At 27.8% G+C, this 22357-nt stretch carries 22 protein-coding genes and 1 tRNA gene; all 23 read right to left on the bottom strand.

The features are described from left to right. Positions 1-6 precede the first annotated feature (6 nt). On the bottom strand, positions 7-453 hold the full coding sequence (gene rplI / locus ACRCZX_RS09565; RefSeq protein WP_438582697.1) for a 50S ribosomal protein L9: 447 nt from the start codon (positions 451-453) through the stop codon (positions 7-9). Positions 454-478: 25 nt separating this feature from the next. Then, positions 479-1273 (bottom strand): hypothetical protein, encoded by a 795-nt coding sequence (locus tag ACRCZX_RS09560; protein WP_438582696.1) that lies wholly within the window; start codon positions 1271-1273, stop codon positions 479-481. A 56-nt stretch (positions 1274-1329) separates the two neighbouring features. Next, positions 1330-2784, bottom strand: coding sequence for a DNA polymerase III subunit gamma/tau (dnaX, locus tag ACRCZX_RS09555; protein WP_438582695.1), 1455 nt, complete (start codon positions 2782-2784; stop codon positions 1330-1332). A gap of 22 nt (positions 2785-2806) precedes the next feature. Next, on the bottom strand, positions 2807-4198 hold the full coding sequence (locus tag ACRCZX_RS09550; protein ID WP_438582694.1) for a sigma-54-dependent transcriptional regulator: 1392 nt from the start codon (positions 4196-4198) through the stop codon (positions 2807-2809). A gap of 29 nt (positions 4199-4227) precedes the next feature. Beyond that, positions 4228-5142 carry an energy transducer TonB gene (locus ACRCZX_RS09545; RefSeq protein WP_438582693.1) on the bottom strand — a complete coding sequence of 305 codons (915 nt, stop codon included), beginning with the start codon at positions 5140-5142 and terminating at the stop codon, positions 4228-4230. A 10-nt stretch (positions 5143-5152) separates the two neighbouring features. Continuing rightward, complete coding sequence (locus tag ACRCZX_RS09540; RefSeq protein WP_438582692.1) at positions 5153-5593, bottom strand: ExbD/TolR family protein; 441 nt, start codon at positions 5591-5593, stop codon at positions 5153-5155. Positions 5594-5605: 12 nt separating this feature from the next. Then, on the bottom strand, positions 5606-6217 hold the full coding sequence (locus ACRCZX_RS09535) for a MotA/TolQ/ExbB proton channel family protein (RefSeq protein ID WP_438582691.1): 612 nt from the start codon (positions 6215-6217) through the stop codon (positions 5606-5608). Between the two features lie 31 nt (positions 6218-6248). After that, a complete protein-coding gene (locus ACRCZX_RS09530) occupies positions 6249-6581 on the bottom strand; it encodes a hypothetical protein (protein ID WP_438582690.1) in 333 nt (110 codons plus the stop codon). Continuing rightward, on the bottom strand, positions 6578-9430 hold the full coding sequence (locus ACRCZX_RS09525; RefSeq protein WP_438582689.1) for a hypothetical protein: 2853 nt from the start codon (positions 9428-9430) through the stop codon (positions 6578-6580). Before ACRCZX_RS09525 ends, ACRCZX_RS09530 begins: the two co-directional genes overlap by 4 nt. Next, positions 9427-9963, bottom strand: coding sequence for a DUF116 domain-containing protein (locus ACRCZX_RS09520; RefSeq protein ID WP_438582688.1), 537 nt, complete (start codon positions 9961-9963; stop codon positions 9427-9429). Before ACRCZX_RS09520 ends, ACRCZX_RS09525 begins: the two co-directional genes overlap by 4 nt. A gap of 100 nt (positions 9964-10063) precedes the next feature. Next, a complete protein-coding gene (gene dnaN, locus ACRCZX_RS09515) occupies positions 10064-11185 on the bottom strand; it encodes a DNA polymerase III subunit beta (protein ID WP_438582687.1) in 1122 nt (373 codons plus the stop codon). Between the two features lie 19 nt (positions 11186-11204). Further along, entirely contained in the window at positions 11205-12029 is an 825-nt protein-coding gene (locus ACRCZX_RS09510) for a sigma-70 family RNA polymerase sigma factor (protein ID WP_438582686.1), read from the bottom strand. Between the two features lie 78 nt (positions 12030-12107). Then, positions 12108-13109 carry an NAD(P)H-dependent glycerol-3-phosphate dehydrogenase gene (locus tag ACRCZX_RS09505; RefSeq protein ID WP_438582685.1) on the bottom strand — a complete coding sequence of 334 codons (1002 nt, stop codon included), beginning with the start codon at positions 13107-13109 and terminating at the stop codon, positions 12108-12110. Positions 13110-13122: 13 nt separating this feature from the next. Beyond that, entirely contained in the window at positions 13123-13728 is a 606-nt protein-coding gene (gene plsY / locus ACRCZX_RS09500; RefSeq protein WP_438582684.1) for a glycerol-3-phosphate 1-O-acyltransferase PlsY, read from the bottom strand. Positions 13729-13737: 9 nt separating this feature from the next. Next, positions 13738-15099: a 23S rRNA (uracil(1939)-C(5))-methyltransferase RlmD gene (gene rlmD, locus ACRCZX_RS09495; RefSeq protein WP_438582683.1), complete on the bottom strand. Its 1362-nt coding sequence runs from the start codon at positions 15097-15099 to the stop codon at positions 13738-13740. An 18-nt stretch (positions 15100-15117) separates the two neighbouring features. Beyond that, entirely contained in the window at positions 15118-15390 is a 273-nt protein-coding gene (locus ACRCZX_RS09490) for a hypothetical protein (RefSeq protein WP_438582682.1), read from the bottom strand. A 19-nt stretch (positions 15391-15409) separates the two neighbouring features. Further along, a complete protein-coding gene (rsmH, locus tag ACRCZX_RS09485) occupies positions 15410-16348 on the bottom strand; it encodes a 16S rRNA (cytosine(1402)-N(4))-methyltransferase RsmH (protein WP_438582681.1) in 939 nt (312 codons plus the stop codon). A 51-nt stretch (positions 16349-16399) separates the two neighbouring features. Then, positions 16400-16654: a YggT family protein gene (locus ACRCZX_RS09480; RefSeq protein ID WP_438582680.1), complete on the bottom strand. Its 255-nt coding sequence runs from the start codon at positions 16652-16654 to the stop codon at positions 16400-16402. Positions 16655-16663: 9 nt separating this feature from the next. Continuing rightward, the gene (pgsA, locus tag ACRCZX_RS09475) at positions 16664-17233 is read right to left on the bottom strand and encodes a CDP-diacylglycerol--glycerol-3-phosphate 3-phosphatidyltransferase (RefSeq protein WP_438582679.1); all 570 of its coding nucleotides are present in this window, start codon (positions 17231-17233) and stop codon (positions 16664-16666) included. A gap of 24 nt (positions 17234-17257) precedes the next feature. Next, the gene (gene rimO / locus ACRCZX_RS09470) at positions 17258-18598 is read right to left on the bottom strand and encodes a 30S ribosomal protein S12 methylthiotransferase RimO (protein ID WP_438582678.1); all 1341 of its coding nucleotides are present in this window, start codon (positions 18596-18598) and stop codon (positions 17258-17260) included. A gap of 91 nt (positions 18599-18689) precedes the next feature. After that, entirely contained in the window at positions 18690-20801 is a 2112-nt protein-coding gene (gene pnp / locus ACRCZX_RS09465; protein ID WP_438582677.1) for a polyribonucleotide nucleotidyltransferase, read from the bottom strand. 179 nt (positions 20802-20980) lie between these two features. After that, positions 20981-22198, bottom strand: coding sequence for an FtsW/RodA/SpoVE family cell cycle protein (locus tag ACRCZX_RS09460; RefSeq protein WP_438582676.1), 1218 nt, complete (start codon positions 22196-22198; stop codon positions 20981-20983). 47 nt (positions 22199-22245) lie between these two features. After that, positions 22246-22321 (bottom strand) — tRNA-Asn (locus ACRCZX_RS09455). Positions 22322-22357 lie beyond the last annotated feature (36 nt).

Here is a 22357-nt window from a genome sequence, read left to right as displayed (position 1 = left end):
ATTTCACTATCCTTTTATTACTACTAAAACCTCAGCTTTTACATCTGTATGTAGTTTTACAATTGCTTTATGCTCTCCTAAGCTTTTAATAGTGCACTCTATTTTTTTTCTATCTATATCTAATCCAAATACTTTTTTCAATTCTGATGATACCTCTTTATTTGTTATTGCTCCAAATAGTTTTCCATTATCTCCAATTTTAGCTGTTATTGAAAGTTTTTTACTTTCTAACAATTCTTTTATAACAATAGATTTTTGCTTGTCTTCTTCAGCTTTTTTAGCATCTTTATTCTTTTTATTTTCTATCTTTTTTAACTCTTCTGGAGTTGCTATAATTCCTTTATTATTTTTCAATAGGAAATTTTTTACATATCCTTCAGAAACGCTTACAATTTCACCTTTTCTTCCTTGCCCTGCTACATCAGCTGTTAAAATTACTTGTATTTTTGACATAAAAATTCCTCCCAAATGCTGTATTTTATCTTACTACTTTTATTCTTATTCCACTTGCTAAACCACCAAAAATAAATGCTAAATCTGGTGAAATTAAAGTTAACAAAACTCCTACTACAAAACATATTGATTGTTTTTTTACTTTTCCATTTAATATTCCTGTTGCTATTTTTATGAAGTACATAATATAAATAAGTTTTAAAATATTTAAAATATTTTCTGTTAAACTTCCTCCTAAAGAAGTATATTTATCTATAAAGAATATAGAAATATAAGGTATTAACCAAAAATAAGACACATCCCACTCTAAAAACTTTTCTTTATTTAAGAAATAGTATGTTAAAAATACTGTCATACTTATATATACAAATATTAAATATGTAAAGTTATCTTTTATAAATTTAAATGCATTATCTACTTCATATTTAGTAAAAGAAGTTTTTTGTATATATATGTCTTTTAATTGTTCAAAACCTAAATTAAATCCAATTCTATTAAAGTATACATAAATAGATATTAAAATACTTACTATTAAAGTGGTAATAAAAATCTTATCAAATTCTTTTACTTTTGTTCCATACTTTTTAAAAATATAGTATAAAACTTCTATTGATACAAAAACTCCTAAATAAGTTATCAAAAACTTTGTATCTATCCAACCAATAGCTAATACTGCTACTATATTTGTTATAATTTTAGTTTTCAAATTTGCATTTTCTAATTTTTTAATTTTATAAAAAGGTAATATCCAACTTAAAAAAGGTAGTGATGTTGAAACTAAAAATAATGCTGCTATTATTATTCCTGTAATAAAAAACATTTATCCTCCTAAATCCAATCAGGATAATTATACCATAAAGGTAGAGTTTTGTTAAGCTATAATATTTCTCCACCAAAAAAATCAATTATTTTTTTAGAGAAATCCTCTCCTGAAACTCTATCTTTATTTTTATTAACCTCTTGTAATTCGTACTTTATAATAATTTTTGACTTTAAAACTTTTCTAACAATATCTATAAATAAAGTTCTATAAGGCTCAGATTCCATCATATTTTTTGCAAAGCTTTGGTCATTTGAAAATCCTACAACTAGTGTATTATTTGAAAAATCTTTAAAATAAGCTTTAACTAAAAAAGCTCCAAAAGTTATTTTTGTTTTTTTAGCTTCATCAACTATTTTATCCCAAGAACCTTTTACATTATCATAACTTATTTTTGAAACAGTCTCGACTTCTTCTATCTCTAAAGATTTTTTTTCTTCAGAATTATACACAGATTCTTGAACTTTTTCTATAATTTTTTCCACTATAATCTCTTTTTTTTCTGTTAATCTATTTAAAATTACATAGCCTACTAATCTTTTATCCTCTTCATAACGAAATTTTGATAAAATATCATAAACTATATCTATTATGCTTAATCCTTTTTCTATATTAAGATCACCTTTTAAAATTCTATCCTTAGATCTTTTTGCTAAATCTTTAAAAAACAGCTCTATATCTATTGAATTTTTCCAAATGTCTTCTAAAAGTTCTATTCCACCAGAATAATTAGATTTTTCTATAATTTCTATAAAATTATCTACTATTCTTATAGGTGTTATTCCTAAAACATCCTCTGTTTTTTCAATAGTTATATTTTTATTTTCTGTATTTATCATCAATCTTTCTAAAATAGATATTGAATCTCTCATACTTCCACCAGATGATTCATATATTGCAACTAAACTTGCTTCGTCTACAGAATATCCTTCACTGTTTACTATATACAAAAGTTTTTCTCTCATATCTTTGTAATTAACACTTTTAAAATCATATCTTTGGCATCTTGATATAATAGTAGGCAATATTTTGTCAGGTTCTGTTGTGGCTAAAATAAATAATACATGTTCTGGAGGCTCTTCTAATGTTTTTAATAGTGCATTAAAGGCCTCTTTTGTTAACATATGAACTTCATCTATTATATAAACTTTTTTTCTTCCTTTTGTAGGGCTATAATTTATTTTCTCTTTTAATTGTCTTATTTCATCTATTCCTCTATTTGATGCAGCATCAATCTCTATCAAATCTAAAAAATTCCCTTTTGAAATTTCTATACAATTTTCACAAATGTTACAAGGAGTATCTGTTATGCCATTTGTCAAACAATTTAATCCTTTTGCCATCAATCTAGCTATAGATGTTTTTCCAACACCACGTGGCCCAGTAAATAGATAAGCATGAGCTAACCTATTTGATTTTAAAGAGTTTTTTAAAGTTTTAACAATTTCTTGCTCACCTGCAATTTCGTCAAATCCTTTTGGTCTATATTTTCTATATAATGTTACGTGCATTTCTCCTCCTAAGGTTTATAATCTATTCTAAGCCATAGTTATTCATCTTAGTTCTCAATGTATTTCTCGTTATTCCAAGCAGCTCAGCTGTTTCTACTTTTTTACCACTTGTAATCTCTAAAACTTGACGTATTAACTCTTTTTCAACTTTTGATATTACTATTCCATAATAATTATTTTGCTTATTATTTTTTAATCCTAAAAGTTCTCCTTCTATCCAATCGGTTAATATCCAGCTTTGGTTATCACCTTTTCTTTTAGAAACTTTGTTCCCAGTAACATTTCCTGGTAACTCTTCCACTAGAATAGATGAACCTCTACAAAGAGCTATTGCTGATTTTACAGCGTTCTTTAATTCATTTACATTTCCTGGCCAATCATATCTCATTACTTTTTTCATTGCTGGTTTACTTACACCTTTTACAGCTTTGTGTAGTTCTAAATTACATTCTGCTAGATACTGATCAATTATAAATGGTATATCATCTTTTCTCTCTCTTAAAGGAGGTATATTTATTTCTAGAATTTTAAGCTTATTATACAATTCATCTATAAACATTTTTTTATTTATTAACTCTTCTAAGTTTTCACTCGTAGTTGCTACAATTCTTATATCTGTTTCAATAGGTTCTGATCCACCCATTCTAAAAAATTCTCCTTCTTGTAATAGATATAAAATTTTTGATTGCATATCTAAACTTAAAGATTCTATATTTCCTAAATGCAATGTTCCACCATTAGCTTTTTCTAAATCTCCTATTTGCAAGAATACTGCACCTTCAAAAGCTCCTTTTTCATATCCAAATAACTTTCTTTCTAAAAGATTATTTTGAAATGATGTACAATTAAGTGTTAAAAAAGGTTTTGAATTCCAATCACTAAATTGATGTATTGCTGTTGCAACACTACTTTTTCCTGTTCCTTTTTCTCCCACAACTAAAACTGGGATTCTACTATTAGAAACTCTTCCTATCATTTTATAGACTTCCACAATCTCTTTTGTTTGGCCTATTAATTTATCACCTGTATTCTTATTTCTATCTACTCTTTCAGCTAAAAGTTTATGATCTTTTACTGCTTTTTCTAAAACTTTACTAATCTCTTTTGGGCTAATTGGCTTTAAAATATAGTCATAAGCTCCTGCTTTTATCACACCTGCAATCAATTTTAAGTTTGATGTCTCTCCCATTATTACTATAACTGATTTTTTATGTGTTTCTGTAATTTTTTTTACAAGGTTTACTAAAGCCTCTTGTTGAAGATTTGTTTCATCTATAACAATTGCCTCATATTTCCTCTCTTTTAAAAGTTCTACAAAAGAACTTATATTTTCTGCAAACCTTAATTCATTTTCAAAATTACATTCTAACTCATCTTTTAATTCACTTTCTAATCTAAATCCTAAAAGAGTCAAATCACTTCACCATCCTCTAATTTCTACTTCTAATTTGAAATTCCTAATAATTTAAAACTATATTCTAGTGTTACATTCCCTTTTATATTTAACCCATTTTTAGTTAAAAATATTTTCCAAGTTCTTGCAATTTCTTCTATAGCCATATTAATTTCTGGAACTCCACTACCTTTTTCTATAAATACCGATGAAACTTTCCCCGACTCATCTATTTTAATTTTTAATAATACTTTCCCTTGCATTCCTCTTAATTGAGCTGCTTCTGGATACTTTGGTTCTCTATTGCTTTGATCCCACTTTGCAATAACATCTCCATCTTCTACTCCTAATTTATATCCACTTGGAAGACCTGCTACTCCATTTTTTTCAACCATAGTTTTAAAACTTAGCTTTTCTTCTGTCTCCCCTTGAAAAGCTATCTCTTTAGAATTATTATCTAATTCGTATTCCATAGTTTTTTCTAAAATAGTTTCTTCTTTAGATATGGTTATATTTTTAGTGACATCTAGTATTGATTTTGATTGTAGCTCTTCTAAATTCTGTTTCTCTAAAAGCTCATTTTTGAAATCGCTATTAACCTCTCTTCTAGAAGGACTATCAATAGCTAAAAATTCTGTTTCTCTTTTTGTTATATTTTTAGCTAAATCATCTAGCGATAATTTTTTCACCTCTTTTACCTCTATTTTTTTTTCTAATGGTTTTATTTCTTCTTTCGGTAAAATTTTCTTTTCTTCTTTTTTCTTTTCTTTTACTGGATTAACTTTTTTCTTCGGTTCAGATTTTTTTATTGTTTTCTTTTGAGCTGTTTCAAAAGCTACTAATCCTACCTTCAATTTTTTATCCACTATTTTATCTACTTTAATCCCTGGAACTAAAAACAAAATAATAAGGTTTATAACTATTGATATAATAAGTATTTTAAAATCGCTATTTTGTCTCTTCATAGATATGCCCCTACTTTCCAGGCGAAGCTGTATCTATATCTAAAGAGATCGCTCCTGCCTCTTTGGCTGCTGTCATTGCCTCTACTATTACACCATGAGTTACTGTTTTATCAGCACTTATTATTACATTTTTATCCTCTGATTCTTCTAGTTTTTTTATTAAAATATTTTTTAAATCTTTTGGATTAATAGAATCTCTTTTACTTATACCATTTTCTTTATAACTAATAAAATACTCTCTATTTTTAGTCACAATTACTTGTAATTCATTAACTGGCTTAGCACTTTTTACAGTAGACGTAGGCAAATCTATTTTTATACTACTATTTACATCTTCAAAAGTTGTTGCAACTAAGAAAAATATTAATAATAAAAACACTACATCTATCAAGGGAGTTAATTCAAGTATTAAAGAATTACCTGATCTTCTTTTAATTCTGTTAAGTTTCATGCTCCCCCTCCTTTATTTTCTGAAATAATTTACTAGTTCTGCACTACCTTTTTCCATATCATTTATTTGATCGTCAATTTTCTTATTAAAATAATTATATAAAATTATTGATGGTATTGCAACAAATAATCCTCCAGCTGTTGTTAATAAAGCTTGAGATATTCCACTTGCTAAAACTGATGCATCTCCTGTTCCATGTACTGATACGGCTTGGAAAGCTTTTATCATTCCTGTAACTGTTCCTAATAATCCAATTAAAGGAGTTGTATGAGCTACAACCGATAATAACCACATATTTTTTTCTAACTTTGGAATTTGTGATAAAGCTACCTCTCTTGCTTTCTCTTCTAAAGTTTCAACATTTGTACTTCTTGTTTTGTACCAATATATTAAAACTTCTTTTATTACTTTTGCAGTAGAACTCTTTTGATTTCCTAAAGCTGTTATAGCTCCTTTTATATCATTTTTTTCAATTGCATTACGTAGTATAGGTCTTATTCTTGACATATCTATATTTTCATTTGTTTTAAAATAAATTATTCTTTCAATTATTGCATAAACACCTAATATTGACATGAAAACTATAAAATACATCAGTATTCCACCATTTGCTAACCAGTACATCTGAAACCTCCCAATTTTTATCAAATTTTATTTATAACGCTATTCCTAATGTTACCAACGCTACTACTCCGATTATATACTTCCAAATTGGAGTTTTCTTTTCAGTTTCTGTAAGACTTTTATTCATTGAATCATTGCTTTCATCTAATTGAATCACTTGTTTTTGATCTTTGAATTTATCTGCACTTATATTTGTATCTTCTATTTTGATTACTTTCTTTTCTAGCTTAAGATTGTTTTCTTTTGGATAGCTTTCTAATTGCTCTTTATTAACACCAGTTACCTGCTTATCAATAATAACATTCTCATTAGCAAAAATTCCTAAAGATAAAACCATTAATCCTGTAATAACTAATTTTTTCATATACTTTCTCCTCCGTTAAAAAAATCTTTGTATTTTTCTGAAAGTTTTATATTCTCTTTTTTTAATTGTTCATAATATTTTATTGCAATTGCTTTTTTTTCTAATTTTAAATTTAAGAATATTAATTTTTCTAAGAAATAATCTTTATTCTTACTTTCTGTTTTTAAAAGTTCATCATATTGTGCTTCTGCATCTGTAAAGCTATTTAAGGCTTCATATCCTTCTGCTGATCTTATTTTAGATTCTAAAGCAAACTTACTTTCTGGATAAAGTAAATATAATTTTGTATAATTTCTTACAGATTCATTTATTAATCCTGTTTCTCTTTCAATATTTGCTATTCCATATAAAGCTTTATCTTTATACGAACTATTCTCTAAAGAAAGCACATTATTATATTGATCTTTTGCAATTGAGTATTCTTTTTTAGAGTAATAATAATCTCCTAATCCTATTGAAGAAAAATCTTTATATGAATCAACTGTTGCTAATTTTTCGTATTCAAGTTTAGCTTCTTCAACTTTATTCTCTCTTTGAAGATGCTTTGCCATATAATAGCTTTTTTTGTCATCACTAGTTATTTTATTAATCCATTCTAATTCTTTTTGTAAATTTTTTGTACTTTGAGATAACTCAATAATTTTCATAAGTGACTTTTCTTTTAAGCCATCATCTTTAGTTTCATTATAAAGTTTTTCATAAGTTTTTAATCCACTATCACTATTTCCAGTAGATGCAAATAATTCTCCTTCCATTAAAAGAATGTTATCTTTCAATTTAGAAGTTGGATAAAGATTTAAGAATTCTTTACTTTTAACATCAAACTGAGATGAATTTTTTAATAAATATAATGATGATATTTGCCAATATAAACCTTTTTCTCTATATTCGATATTTTTAGAATTTTGAGCACTTACTTTATATGCTTCAGCTGCTTCAACATATTTTTTTTCAGTATAATAAGTTTCTCCTATCTGGAATTGAGCATAATCTCCCATGTTAGAAACTAACTTTAATTTCTCAAAGTACTCTCTTGATTTTTCTGGATTATCCATTCTAAAATAACTTATTGCTACTTTATCAACAATATCTTCTAAAGCAAACAGGTTATCTCCTGCTATATATGATTCTCCTGCTATAATAGTATCTTCATATTTTTCCCATAAAAAATAATTTTTAATTATATTATATTTTGATTTTTCATATAAAGCTTTTGGTACATTAGTAGAGCTATCTATTTGCTTGAAATACATATCAGATTCTTCATACCTACCCATACCCATTGTTGCAATACCCTTTTGATAAGTATTGTCTAATGAAGTCTCTTGCATATTTAAATATTCCATAACCTCATTATATTTTTTTTGGGCAATCATAACTTCAATTAAATTTGAAACTATCTCAGGGTCTCTATTTGTTGTTAAATAGTTTTTATAAATATTTACTGCCTTTTCTCCTTCTCCTTCAGCTAAAAGATTATCCGATGTTATTATTGTAATGTTCTTTTTATATTCTTGATCTGTCGGATACTTGCTATTAAACTCTGATATTAAAGAAGTAGTTTTAGCTCTATCTTTTATTTTACTTAAAGTTACTATTAACCTGTATAAAGATTCTTTTGTAGGAGAAAGATTATTATTTTTTCTATAATATTCCTCTGAAACTTTAAATTCTCCCTCTTCAAATGCTGAAGCTGCAATTAAGTTATTAACAGCAAGTTCTTCATCTCTTTTTAAATTTAATCCAATTACTAATTTTCTATTTACTAAAACCCATTTATAATTTTTATTTAAGTATTCAATAGAAAGTTGATAATATATACTTTCATTTTTATATTTTGTATTATAAAGCTTCCTGAAATTCTGAAGTGAATCTTTATAATTCTTTAATCTATATTGTGAGAGAGCTATTCCATAAGTTACATCTGTATCCTTATTTGCAATTTTATTATAATACTCCAAAGCTTTATCACTAGAACCTTTTACTATATAAAAATCTCCAAAACTCTTTAATGAAGTGTCATACAATTTTTTATCTGAAGATAGTGTTGACAAAATTCCTTCAGCTGCATTTACATCTCCTTGCTTTAAATAAATCTCTATCATTGTTAAAACTGACAATGTTTTATATTCTGAGGTCTCCTTACTTTCTTTTACTTTCTTAAAATGACTCAAAGCTTTATCTGATTCATTTGTTTTATAATATGAAGATCCATATAAATAACTTACCAAATTTTGATTTATTCCAACTTTAGTTCCTTTATAATATTCATCTAAATACACTATTGTTTTTATATATTGTGAATTGTTATAAGCTGCCAAAGCTAAATTCAAAACTACATCTTCATAGTTTCTACCTTGTAAACTAAGAGCACTAGTCAGTTCTCTTTGAGCTCTTATATAATCTTTATTATCTATATAACCCTTTCCTATAGATAGTAAGGCCTCTTCATAATTATCTTTTCCATCTGTAGTTGTTTTATTTATTAAGTTTGCAGCTTTAGTTGCTGTTTCAAAATCTTTTAATCCTACATATGATTTAGATAAATACAAATAAATATTGTTCATTTCATTTTGATTTAATTTTAACTCTTTTAAACATCCATTTAAAGTGTTTATTGCTTCTTGGTATCTTTTTTCAACATAATAAACTTGTCCCATTCTAACTCTAATATTTTTTATAAATTTTGAACGAGGATATTTTGTTATAAAGTTATTTGATTCTTGAATTGCCATTGAATACTTTTTCTGAATAAATAGCTCATCTAAAAATTTAATATCCTCTTTTTCAGAAGCTAACAACCCTGAACAAATTAAAAGCCCCGCAATTAATAATTTAAGTTTTCTCACGTTGTCCCCACCTCTCTCAATACTCTTCTGATTTCATTAACATCTACCGCTGTATCTTTACATGGTCCTTTTTTAATTTTATTAAAAATTCCATATACTGGTATAGGAAAAGAATCTCTAATACCTGAAGTTAGATCTCTTTTACAAGCTACTGCTATAACTAAATTTGGTCTGTATTCTTTCAAATATATTCTAGCAAGAGTTCCTCCTGTTGCTACCTTCACATCAATCATATTAAATTCATCTTTTAGTTTTATAATTTCAGATATATCACAAAGTCCACATTTTTTACAATTTTCAACATCATTTGTTATTTTTAAATTACAATTATATTTCTGAATACAATGTGGTAGTAATATTGCAATCTTTTTTATTTCATTTTTTTTTATTATATTTAAAACTCTTTTATTATTAAAATTTATAAATTTTTTTGCATTATTATTGTCATTTAAATTTCTACTTTTAAATTCTTCCAATAAATACATGAAATACTTCAGTTCATATACAATTTTTACTATACAAAATTTGCTCATTATTTCTCCTTAAATGAAAAAATATTACCCAAATTGTACCACAAAGAATTTATCTTTGCAAAACAAAAAAACTAGCTTAACTTGTAAGCTAGTTTTGTTTCTAGGCTTTCAAAGCTAAAGGCATTACAATATAAGTATAATTATCTTCTTCTATATTTCTTGTTCTTACAGCACTATTTGATGTAGTAAATTCTAGCACAATCTCTTCTTTATCACTTGATTGAATAAATTCTAATAAAAACTTTACATTTAAAGATATCTTTAAATTGTCTCCATCATAATTTACTTCTGATATCTCTTTTGCTTTTGCAATCTCTCCAATACCTTCAATCGCTATATTTCTATTAGATAATGTAAATATAGCTCCAAATTTAGATTCTGAGTTATTTTTTACAAATATTTGGATTCTCTTTAACATTTTTTCAAAGTCAACTCTTTTTATTTGTAATTTTTTATTGTATCCGCTAGCCTCTAATATTGTTTTGTAATTTGGAAAAGGTAAATCAATTACCCTACTCACTATTGAAATATTTCCTAACTTAAAATATAGCTGCTTATTTTTTTGAGTAAAAGCAATTTCCTCTTCATTTCCATTTCTTAATAATTTTGAAATTGCATCAATTGTATTTATAGGAATACTCACTTTAAATGTCTCTATATTATCTAAATACTCATGTTCTAAATATGTCAACCGATAAGTGTCTGTAGATATAAATTTAATTTTGTTCTCTTCAATCTCTAATCTTATGCAATTTATTGATAAATTATCACTTGACATAGATGCTGAAAATTTAATTTTATCAAAATAATCAGCTAAATCTAATTTTTTTAATTTAAATTTAAACTCTTCATCTCTTAATTCTGGTTCTTGAATTCTTGGAAATTCTTCTGCATTCATAAGAGTAAACTCTGAAGCAGAGTCTGATGTTTCAATTATTAAAATGTCATCTTCAATATTTAAAGTAATCTCTTCATCTTTTATTTCTTTTAAATATTCTTCAACTAAATGATGTTGAAAGACAGCTTTTCCTTCTTTCAATATTTCACAATTCATATGAGTTGATATTGTAAGCTCTAAGTTTGTTCCACAAAACCAAAGTTTATTTTCTTTAGTTTCCATATATACATAAGATATTATTGGTCTTATTTTATTTTCATTTATGGCTTTTTCTACAATTTTTATTTTTTTCAGAAATTCCAATCTATTAACTTTTAAAATCAATTGTTATTCCTCCTTGCTTTTAATAGTAATAGTTTCCTTTTAGTAAGTCACTATAACGTTTTCTTAATTTTTCTAGTGTTTTTTGCTCTATTTGTCTTACACGTTCTCTTGTAATACTAAAACTTTGTCCAATGTCTTCTAAAGTATGGATTTGATTTCCATCAAATCCAAATCTTAACTTTAAAATTTGTTTTTCTCTCTCACTTAGCTTATTTAGAATTTCATCAATTTGTTCTTTACTAATTGCTATTATCATATTGTTTTCTAAATCATTATGCATTTCACTTGCTAATGTATCCTCTAAACATATATCTTCTCCAATTGGAGAACTTAAAGATACTGTTTCTTGAAATTCTATCATCAAATCTTGAACTTTTTCTAAGTTGATATTTAATACGTCCGAAATTTCATAAATACTTGGATAATCACCTTTTAACATAACATTTTCCATTATAAATCGATTTATTTTATTTAATAAATCATGTTTGTAAGAAGGAATTCTAATTTCACGACCTTTACTTATTATAGCCTTGCTTATCGCTTGTTTTATCCACCAAACTGCATAAGTTGAAAATCTATATCCCTTTTCTATATCAAATTTTTCAATAGCATGAATAAGTCCAAAATTCCCTTCACTTATCAAGTCTATAAAACCCATTCCTTTATTTCCATACTTTTTAGCAACATTAACAACTAGTCTTAAATTACATACAATTAAATGTTCTCTTGCTTCAACATCACCATTTTTAGCTTTTCTTAATAAAATTATTTCTTCGTCTTTGCTTAACACTTCATACTTTTTTATATCATCTAGATAAAATGAAACTAAATCTTTTTCAGTCATACACACCCCATATCCCTCTTTAGTTATCTTTTTCTATATTTTAAATTTCCGTGTTGCTTTAACTAATAGTTAAAAATTCTAATAAAATTCACCTTTTAATTCTCTTGTCATTAAATCTTTCACTTTATCTTTTGTATCTGCTCCCTCGTATATTATTGCATAGATAGCTTCCACTATAGGCATACTTATACCCAACTCTAGTTTTTTAGCATAAACTGCTTTAACTGTTGTTACACCTTCCGCTACCATTATCATACTTTTTAAAATATCTTCTATTTTTTCTCCTTTTCCAAGCCTCTCTCCAACATGTCTATTTCTACTATGTTGACTTGCACACGTTACAACCAGATCCCCTATTCCAGTTAAACCAGAGAATGTTCTTTCGTTAGCTCCCATAACCTTTCCGAATCTTATCATTTCAGCTATTCCTCTTGTTATTAACGCTGCTTTTGCGTTATCTCCATAACCTAATCCATCAGCTATTCCAGCTCCTATGGCTAAACAATTTTTTACTGCTCCACCTAGTTCTACGCCAGCTATATCTTCACTTACATAAACTCTGAAAGTTTCAGTATTAAATAAATCTTGAACTTTTTTAGCATTTTCCAACTCTCCTGCTGCTACAATTGTTGTAGGTAGCTCAAGAGCTACCTCCTCGGCATGAGTTGGACCAGATAAAATAACTATATTCTTATGATATTTACCTTTTATTTCATCTTTCATTACATGTGATAAAGTTTCTCCACTAGAAACTTCTAATCCCTTTGCTGTATTTATTAAAATCATTCCTTCTTCGATTTGTGAAGATATTTTTGAAATAACCGCTCTTAAAACTTGTGAAGGAACTGAAAAAATAATATATTTAACATCTGATAAAAGTCCATCCAATTGAAATGAAACTTTTAAATTATCTGGAAATTTAACTCCAGGAAGTAATCTTTTATTTTCTTTTTCTAAAGATAATTTTTCAGCAATTTCTTTGTTGTATTCCCACATTGTAACTTCATAACCTTTTTTTGCTAAAACCATTCCTAAAGCTGTTCCCCAGCTTCCTGCTCCTATTACAACTACTTTCTCCATTTAATTTATCTCCTTACTTTAAATTAAATTTGTTTTCCTTTCCTTTTATTAATCTTTCAACATTTGCTTTATGCTTGTAGATAACAAACAATCCAACTATTAAAGAAATCATAATTAGTGGTGTCCTTGTTGTTGTATCTCTAACAGGTAAAAAATATGCTAAAATAGGAAGTAATGCCGAACATACAACCGATCCTAAAGATATATATTTACTTGTTCCAACAACTAAGATAAATATTAAAACTAATATTCCTACCACTTTTGGCATTAAGAAAAGAAATACACCTAAGCTTGTAGCAACTCCTTTTCCACCCTTAAATTGTAAAAAGAATGAAAAAGTATGCCCTAATATTGCAACTAGTCCTAACAATATTATATATATTCCATCTACTCCAAACATACTTGCCAAATAAAGCGGAATATAACCTTTTAATGCGTCTAATATAAGAACTATTATACCATACTTTGGACCTAAAATTCTATAAGCATTTGTTGCTCCTGAATTTTTGCTTCCATGCTCTCTTATATCAATATTTTTAGTACTTTTCCCTAGCCATACTCCACAAGGTAAAGACCCAAATATATAAGCGATTACTGAAAATATTAAAAACTTTTCCATAAAGTCCTCCTACTTTTTAACTAGTCTACCCACTACTTCTATATGGCTTGTTTGAGGGAACATATCTACAGGCTTCACTCTAACTAAACTATAACCTTCTTTTTCTAATATTTCAATATCCCTAGAGAATGTTGATGGATTACAAGATATATATATAATCTCTTTTATTCCAACTCTAGCTATATTTAGAAGACTTTCCTCTTCAATACCTTTTCTAGGTGGGTCTAATATAATTGAATCTATTAATTCTTTTTTTATCAACTTTCCTAGCTCTCTATTTACATCTCCACATATAAATTCTACATTTTCAATTTCGTTTTCTTTTGCAGTTTGAATTCCATCTTTTACAGCAGACTCTATTATCTCTATTGAATAAACTTTTTTAGCATTTTTAGATAATATCATACCTATTGTTCCTGTTCCAGCATAAGCATCTACAACTATTTTATCTTCTATATTTCCAAACATACTAATTGCTAAATCATAAAGTCTCTTAGTCTGTTCTAAATTAATCTGGAAAAATGATGTTGGTGAAATATTAAAATGTATTCCTGAAATTTCTTCTTTTATAGTTTCGCTTCCAAATACAAGAATATTTCTATTTCCTAAAGCTACATTTGTTCTTTTGTCATTTAAAGATAAATAAACAGATGCAATTTCACTAAATTTTTTCATTAATTCTTCTAAAATATTTTTAATAATAACACTTACTTTTGTATCATTTACAACTAGTACAAGCATAGCCTCATTAAAAGAGTTTGTTCTAATCATTACATGTCTAAGCAAACCATCATGATTTTTTTCATTATAGACACTTACTTTATTTTTATTTAAAATACTTTTTAATTCTGTTATAATTTTGTTTCCTAATACAGAATTCAACATATTATCTTCTACTTCAAACACATCATGACTTTTTCTTTTAAAAAAACCAGTTATAATCTCTTTTCCATTTAAAGAAAATGGTTCTATTACTTTATTTCTATAATTTTTCTGAACAGGAGATTCCAATGATTCTTCTACTATAACTTCGTTATTCTTTCCTATTCTTCTAATTACATCTTCTACCATATTTTTTTTATATTTTATTTGTGCATTATAATCTAACATTCCAAAATCGCATCCTTGGAAGTCTTCAAAAGTTATATGATTTAAATCTTTTATTCTTTCAGTTCCAGGTGTTATTATCTCTTTAATTAAAGCTCTTCCATAACTCTTTTTTAAAGATATTATTTCAGCTTTTACAACATCTCCTGGCACAGACATCGGAACAAATACTGCAAACTCATTATTGTAATATCCTAATCCCTCTCCACCATAAACTATTTTTTCTATTTTAACTTCTATTATTTGACCTTTTTCTAACTTCATAAACACACTCCTGTTTTTTTAAAAAGAGCCATCTTCTATTTTAAAGAAATTTATTTTTTCTGACACAACCATATTTTTCTTTTTATTCATCTCTTGCTCTATTTTTCTTAAATCCATAAGCAAATCATACTCATATATTCTTTTACTTTTTTCCTTTTCAAGCTCTTTTAGCTGTTTTTCTAACTTTAAGTTACTTTTTTCTAAGTATGATATTGTTCTTATAAGATAACCGTAAAATGACCAGATTAAAATTATACCAACTGTTGTTAATAAAACTTTTTTTCTTTTCATTACGTCTCTCCTTTTGATTTTATAGTTTTTCTATAACTCTTAATTTAGCTGAATGAGCTCTATTATTGAAGTTCAATTCATTTTGTCCTGAAATAATTGGTTTTTTATTTACTAATTTACCTTTAGGTTGTTCGTTACACATACATATAGGTAACTCTATAGGACATTTGCATCCTGTACAAAGATCTCTAAACATATTTTTTACAATTCTATCCTCTAAAGAGTGGAAAGTTATAATACCTAAACGTCCACCTTTTTCTAAACTCTCAAAACATTTTGTTATTGCATTTTGTAATACTTCTAGTTCTCTATTAACCTCTATTCTTATAGCTTGGAAAACTTTTTTAGCAGGATGCTTTTCACTTCTTGGTGGATAAGCTTTTCTAATTATATCAACAAGTTCACCTGTTGTTTCAATTGGCTTTTCTTCTCTTCTTTGGCAAATTAATCTTGCAACTTTTCTAGCAAATCTATCTTCACCATATTCAAAGAAAATCTTTACTAATTTTCCCTCTTCATAATCATTGACAACTTCATAAGCTGATAGCTCAGAACTTCTATTCATTCTCATATCAAGTCTTGTATCATATCTATAAGAGAATCCTCTTTCAGGATCATCTAATTGAGTTGATGATACTCCTATATCCATAAGTATTCCTGTAACTTTGTCAACTCCTGCCATGTAAAGTACAGTTTGAATATTTTCAAAGTTATTTTTAAATACAGACCATTTTTCTCCATATTTTTGAAGTCTTTTTTTGGCAAATTCTATTGCTTGATCATCTTGGTCAATAGAGATTAATCTTCCATTTTCTCCAATCTCTCTTAATATACCTTCAGAGTGTCCTCCTCCTCCTAAAGTACAATCTACATATATTCCATCTTTTTTTGTTACTAAAGTTTCTAATGATTCATAATATAAAACCGGTATGTGGTATTCGCTTTCTAATTCGTGCATTTTTGTTCCTCCTACAAAAAATAGAGAAGCCAAGGGCCTCTCTATTCTAAATTATAATAAATAAAAAATAATATATCTTAGAATCTTCAAAGCAAAATAAGCCAATAATGGTGATAAATCTATTCTCGTATTTCCCATCGGTATTAAAGTTCTAAATGGTTTTAAAATTGGCTCTGTTAACGCATGTACAAGATTTGTGAAATCATTTCTTGAATATGGAGCTAACCAAGAGATTACTATTCTTATAAGTATTAGTATATTAATAATTTCAAAAGCTAAGTTTACAACTTTATAAATTAAGCTCATATTTTCTCCTTATTCCTCTCCTAAAAAGTAATGTTTTGCTTTTACAGAATACTCCCATCCAGACCAAACTGTTAATATAACAGGTACTAATGTCAAATAGAAATATACTGTTTTATACAACATCTCTTGCTGAGGATTATTTCCCAAACCAAAGAATAACATAATCATAATAACAATCATTTGAGTGGTCGTTTTATATTTCCCTAAAATTCCCGCAGGAATCACTTCTCCTTTTGCTGCAGCAATTGTTCTTATACCACTAATTAAAAATTCTCTTGCTATAACTATAATTGACATCCAAGGTGGAAGATAATCTAATTTAATAAAAATAACTAATGCTGAAATAACCAGTATTTTATCTGCTAGAGGATCCATTATTTTACCTAAGTCAGTTATCAAATTATATTTTCTAGCTATATATCCATCTAACCAATCTGTTAATGATGCAAAAATAAAAATTCCAAATGCTATCAATCTGTATAACTCACTGTGTGAAACATTGGCTGATTCTTGTAAAAAGTATATAAAAGGTATTGCTAATATTAATCTAATTGCTGTTAATTTATTTGGCAAATTCAAGACTGATTCCTCCTTCTTCTAAGACTATTTAGTTTCGTTTTCTACTATTGCACCAATATAATCATATTCAAAGTTTTGTTCTATTTTTACTTTTACAATTTCACCTTGCTTCGCTGTTCCATCGTTAGTTAGAACTTTTCCATCTATATCTAAAGCTTGACCTCTAGTTCTTCCTTCTAGCATAAATTCACTTTCTGAAGATATTCCATCAATCATAACCTCTACAATTTGACCAACCATTGACCTATTTTTAATTTCGGCGATTTCAGATTGTAGATTAGTTAATTCAACCCATCTTCTCTCTTTGATATCTTCTGGTACTTGATCAGCTAAATCATGAGCAACTGTTCCCTCTTCCCTCGAGTATTTGAATACTCCAACATAATCAAATTTAAATTCTCTTATAAAATCTTTTAACTCTTCAAAGTTTTCTTCTGTTTCTCCTGGGAATCCAACTATTACAGTTGTTCTTATTGTTGCTTCAGGAATCTCAGTTCTAATTTTACCTAATATAGCTTTAATATGATCTCCTGATTTTGCTCTTGCCATATTTTGTAAAATATTTCCAGAAATATGTTGTATTGGTATATCAAAATACTTACAAACTTTAGGTTCAGTTTTTACTACTTCAACTAATTCATCCGTTAATGAATTAGGGAACATATAGTATGATCTTATCCATTCAATACCTTCTACTTTTACTAACTCTTTTATTAAATCTGGAAGAGCTTTCTTTTTGTATAAATCAATTCCATATTCTGTTGTTTCTTGAGCTAGTAAATTTATCTCTCTTACTCCGCTTGCAGCCAATGCTTTTGCTTCTTCTACAATATCTTCTATAGTTCTACTTCTTAAATCTCCTCTTAATTGTGGAATTATACAATATGTACATCTTCTATTACACCCTTCAGCTATTTTTAAATATGCTGTGTGAGGATTTGTAGTTAATATTCTCTCTGTTCCAGCATTTGCTAAGAAATCAAAAGATTCACATCTTATAATTTTTTCATCCATTAATATAGCATCTACAATTTCTTCTATTTTATGAATTTCACCTGTTCCAACAATAGCATCTATTTCTGGAATTTCTGCAAGTAATTCGTCAGCATATCTTTGAGCTAAACATCCTGCAACAATTATTTTTTTCACTTGTCCTGATGCTTTTTTTTCTGCGACTTCTAATATAGCTTGAATCGACTCTTCTTTCGCATCTCCTATAAAACCACAAGTATTTATAAGAACAACTTCTGCTTCTTCTAAATTATTTGTTATTTCAAATCCTTTTCTAGCTACCATAAGGCCAATTAAATTTTCACTATCAACTAAGTTTTTACTACATCCTAAACTAATTAATCCTAATCTCATCTTTTACCATCCTTCAATCACTTTACTTTTATTCTACGGAAAAATAACACAGAGGTTGAAGTCCTCTGTGTTATCCCCCTTACTTTAAAATTTATTCAGCTGCCATTTCCTGTAATAATTTTTTTCTACTTAAACTAATTTTTCCGTTTTCTGTAGAAATTACTTTTACTTCAAATGTATCTCCAGCTTTTAATACATCCTCAACATTAGCTACTCTTTCTAAAGAAATTTCTGATACATGCAGTAATCCCTCTTTTCCTGGTAATATTTCCATAAATGCTCCGAATTTAGCTACGTTTACTACTTTACCTAAGTAAACTTCACCAACTTCTACATCTTTAACATAACCATTCACTAATGTTATAGTTTGTTCTAAAACATCTAATCCTTGACAGAATATTGCTACTCTACCATCGTCAGCGATATCTATAGTAGCTCCTGTTGTTTCTATGATTCCTTTAATATTCTTTCCACCTGGTCCAATTAATGCGGCAATTTTATCCTTAGGGATAATCATTTGATGTATTCTTGGAACTGTAGGAGCTAATTCATTAGAATTAGATAATGTATTGTTCATTACTTCTAATATTTGTAATCTTGCAACTAAAGCTTGCTTTAGAGCTATTCTCATTATATCTTCTGATATTCCAGCTATTTTCATATCCATTTGTAAAGCTGTAATTCCAGTTTTAGTTCCTGCAACTTTAAAGTCCATATCTCCTAAATGATCTTCTAGACCCATTATATCAGTTAAAACAACATAATCATTATCTTTCTTAATAAGACCCATAGCTATTCCTGCTACATGCTCTTTGATAGGTACTCCAGCGTGCATTAAAGCTAATGATCCTCCACAAATTGAAGCTTGCGATGATGATCCATTCGATTCTGTTATTTCAGAAACTAATCTGATTGTATAAGGAAAATCATCTGTTGAAGGTAAAACATAGCTTAATGCTCTTTCAGCAAGTGATCCATGTCCTAATTCTCTTCTTCCTGTTGCTCCCATTCTTCCAGTTTCTCCTACTGAGTATGGAGGGAAGTTATAGTGTAAGTAGAATTTTTTAAAGTATTCTTCATCTAATCCATCTACAAGTTGCTCATCTTGTTTTGTTCCTAAAGTTGCAACAACTAAAGCTTGAGTTTCTCCTCTTGTAAACAAAGCAGATCCATGTACGATTGGTAATACTTCTACTTCTGCTGCTAAGCCTCTTATTTCATCTGTTGCTCTTCCATCAACTCTATGCTTGTTATAAAGTATAGCGTCTCTTACCAATTCTTTCATTAAATCATGGTAATATTTTGCAAATTCAGCAACTACATCTTTTGGAACTTCTTCTTCACCAAAGTTTGCAGTTACAAACTCTTCAAATAGAACTTCTTCAAATTTATCTATAGCTTCTTCTCTAGCTTTTTTTCCTGTTGTTAAAACAGCTTCTTTTAACTTTACTGATCCATTCTCATCTATGAATTTTTTAACAATTGGCATAACTTCTGGTGCTGTGAATTCTATTTTCTGTTTACCTACAAGAGCTGCAAATTCTATTTGGAATTGACATATTTTTTTTATATTATCGTGAGCAAACATTATAGCTTTTAGCATTGTTTCCTCATCCATTTCTTTTGCTCCAGCTTCAACCATGTTTATAGCATCCATAGTACCTGCTACAGTTAAGTTTAATTCACTTGTTTTTAATTGATCTAAAGTTGGGTTTAAAACAAATTCTCCATTTAGCATTCCTACAACTACTCCTGCTACTGGACCCATAAATGGAATATCAGATATTGTTAAAGCTGCTGAAGATCCTACAATTCCCATAAAATCTGGAGTACAAACTCCATCATAAGATAATGTAGTGTTTACGATTTGTACATCATATTTAAATCCTTCAGGGAACATTGGTCTTATTGGTCTATCTATTAATCTTGCTATTAACGTTGCGTTTGTTGAAGGTCTAGCTTCTCTTTTATTAAATCCACCAGGGAATTTTCCTGCTGCGTAATATTTTTCAATATACTCAACTGTTAAAGGGAAAAAGTCTATCCCCTCTCTAGGATTTTTACTTCTATTTACTGCAGTTAATAAAATTGTGTCTCCATACTGAAGCATAACAGCACCGTTTGATTGCCTTGCTATTTTTCCAGTTTTTAACGTTAGCTCTCTTCCACCTATTTCTAAGCTTAAAGTTACTTCATTAAACATTAAATTCCTCCTTTTAAAATTGGTAGAGGATAAATATAGCAAATAATAAGGAACTAAAACTAAATTCTTTTAGCTTTAATCTCTTACTACTTACCTTATATTTATCCCCTATATTATTGTATTAAAGTATATCATTTTTACATTTAAAAAGCAATTTCTTATTTCTGAACAACACAACACTACTCCACATTCATGCTATGTATTAAGCTTAAAGCAATTCCCATTGTTACCATTGCACTTCCACCATAACTGAAAAAAGGCATTGGTAAACCAAACACAGGAAATAATCCTACTGCTACAAATATGTTTATTATCACTTGACTTATTATTTGAGCTCCAATTCCCATTGCTAAATATTTTCCAAAATAATTTTTACTTTCTCTTCCTGTAACAATTAAAAAATGATATAATGCAAAAAATAAACCTACAACTAAAAACATGCCTACTATTCCAAACTCCTCTCCAAAAGTAGCCATTATAAAATCCGTATGAATTTCTGGAAGGTAACTATATTTTTGAACTCCATTTGCATACCCTTTTCCAAAAAAACCACCACTTCCAAATGCATAAACAGATTGCTTTACTTGATATCCATAATCATCAGAGTAATTTCCAAAAAACAGACCATCAATATAACTTTTTATCCTCATAATTTTATATGATGCTCCACTTTCATTTGCAAATTTATAAATTAATGCTAATCCACTAACCCCAAGAACTATGCCTAATGAAGCAACTCTTAATATCCACTTATCTTTTAATTTACTCATAAAAATCATAAAAATCCAAATTGAAAAATAATGTATTACTGTTCCCATATCTTTTTGAGCTAAAATTAAAATACCATAAAAAAATAGATATGTAAATGATGAAACTATTGTCGTTTTTTCTGATACATCATTATCTTCAGCTCTTCCCAAACAATTAGCCATGTTTATTACAAAAGCACATTTTAAAATTTCCGCTGGTTGAATCGAAATCGGGCCTAAATTAATCCAACCATATGCTCCATTTATTCTGGGAATAAATGGCAACCCAATTTTACCACCTATAAACATTCCAGATAAAATAAACATACTTGTTAAAAATATAATTCCATTTACTTTTCTTTCGCTTAAAATTTTATAGCTCAAATTATATTTTTTTAACTTTCCTGCATTTCCAACTATTAAATAAATAAAGAAAAAAATCAAAATATATAGAAAATGCTTTTTTATATTTTCAGGTTTCATATAGAATGCTGCACTTATCATATTTATAGAACTTAAAACCATAAGTATACTTGATATAATAAGAATTGAAATTCTTCTTTGTTTCAATCTACTATTTTTTTGCTTTTTATTTTCTTGTTTTTTATCTAAATCTTCTTGAAAAAATTGTTTAGTCATTTCTTCCATTTCAATTCTCCCTTTAAACCTTTTGTTTTTTACAAAAAATAAAAAAATGGCGCTTCTTGCTGGGCTCGAACCAGCGACAACACGATTAACAGTCGTGTGCTCTACCAACTGAGCTAAAGAAGCACTTTTTTAAGATTGGCAACTTCCTATCCTCCCAGG

It is taken from the genome of Cetobacterium sp. (genome assembly GCF_051658645.1).
GTDB lineage: Bacteria > Fusobacteriota > Fusobacteriia > Fusobacteriales > Fusobacteriaceae > Cetobacterium_A.
The sequence above is the reverse complement of the archived record's forward strand: the minus strand, read 5'-3'. Positions and strand labels throughout refer to the sequence as shown.

Coding starts and splice junctions, on each gene's coding strand:
- rplI (WP_438582697.1), bottom strand. CDS start 453: ATGTCAAAAATACAAGTAATTTTAACAGCTGATGTAGCAGGGCAAGGA.
- ACRCZX_RS09560 (WP_438582696.1), bottom strand. CDS start 1,273: ATGTTTTTTATTACAGGAATAATAATAGCAGCATTATTTTTAGTTTCA.
- dnaX (WP_438582695.1), bottom strand. CDS start 2,784: ATGCACGTAACATTATATAGAAAATATAGACCAAAAGGATTTGACGAA.
- ACRCZX_RS09545 (WP_438582693.1), bottom strand. CDS start 5,142: ATGAAGAGACAAAATAGCGATTTTAAAATACTTATTATATCAATAGTT.
- ACRCZX_RS09540 (WP_438582692.1), bottom strand. CDS start 5,593: ATGAAACTTAACAGAATTAAAAGAAGATCAGGTAATTCTTTAATACTT.
- ACRCZX_RS09535 (WP_438582691.1), bottom strand. CDS start 6,217: ATGTACTGGTTAGCAAATGGTGGAATACTGATGTATTTTATAGTTTTC.
- ACRCZX_RS09530 (WP_438582690.1), bottom strand. CDS start 6,581: ATGAAAAAATTAGTTATTACAGGATTAATGGTTTTATCTTTAGGAATT.
- ACRCZX_RS09520 (WP_438582688.1), bottom strand. CDS start 9,963: ATGAGCAAATTTTGTATAGTAAAAATTGTATATGAACTGAAGTATTTC.
- ACRCZX_RS09510 (WP_438582686.1), bottom strand. CDS start 12,029: ATGACTGAAAAAGATTTAGTTTCATTTTATCTAGATGATATAAAAAAG.
- ACRCZX_RS09505 (WP_438582685.1), bottom strand. CDS start 13,109: ATGGAGAAAGTAGTTGTAATAGGAGCAGGAAGCTGGGGAACAGCTTTA.
- plsY (WP_438582684.1), bottom strand. CDS start 13,728: ATGGAAAAGTTTTTAATATTTTCAGTAATCGCTTATATATTTGGGTCT.
- rlmD (WP_438582683.1), bottom strand. CDS start 15,099: ATGAAGTTAGAAAAAGGTCAAATAATAGAAGTTAAAATAGAAAAAATA.
- ACRCZX_RS09490 (WP_438582682.1), bottom strand. CDS start 15,390: ATGAAAAGAAAAAAAGTTTTATTAACAACAGTTGGTATAATTTTAATC.
- rsmH (WP_438582681.1), bottom strand. CDS start 16,348: ATGCACGAATTAGAAAGCGAATACCACATACCGGTTTTATATTATGAA.
- ACRCZX_RS09480 (WP_438582680.1), bottom strand. CDS start 16,654: ATGAGCTTAATTTATAAAGTTGTAAACTTAGCTTTTGAAATTATTAAT.
- rimO (WP_438582678.1), bottom strand. CDS start 18,598: ATGAGATTAGGATTAATTAGTTTAGGATGTAGTAAAAACTTAGTTGAT.
- pnp (WP_438582677.1), bottom strand. CDS start 20,801: ATGTTTAATGAAGTAACTTTAAGCTTAGAAATAGGTGGAAGAGAGCTA.
- ACRCZX_RS09460 (WP_438582676.1), bottom strand. CDS start 22,198: ATGGAAGAAATGACTAAACAATTTTTTCAAGAAGATTTAGATAAAAAA.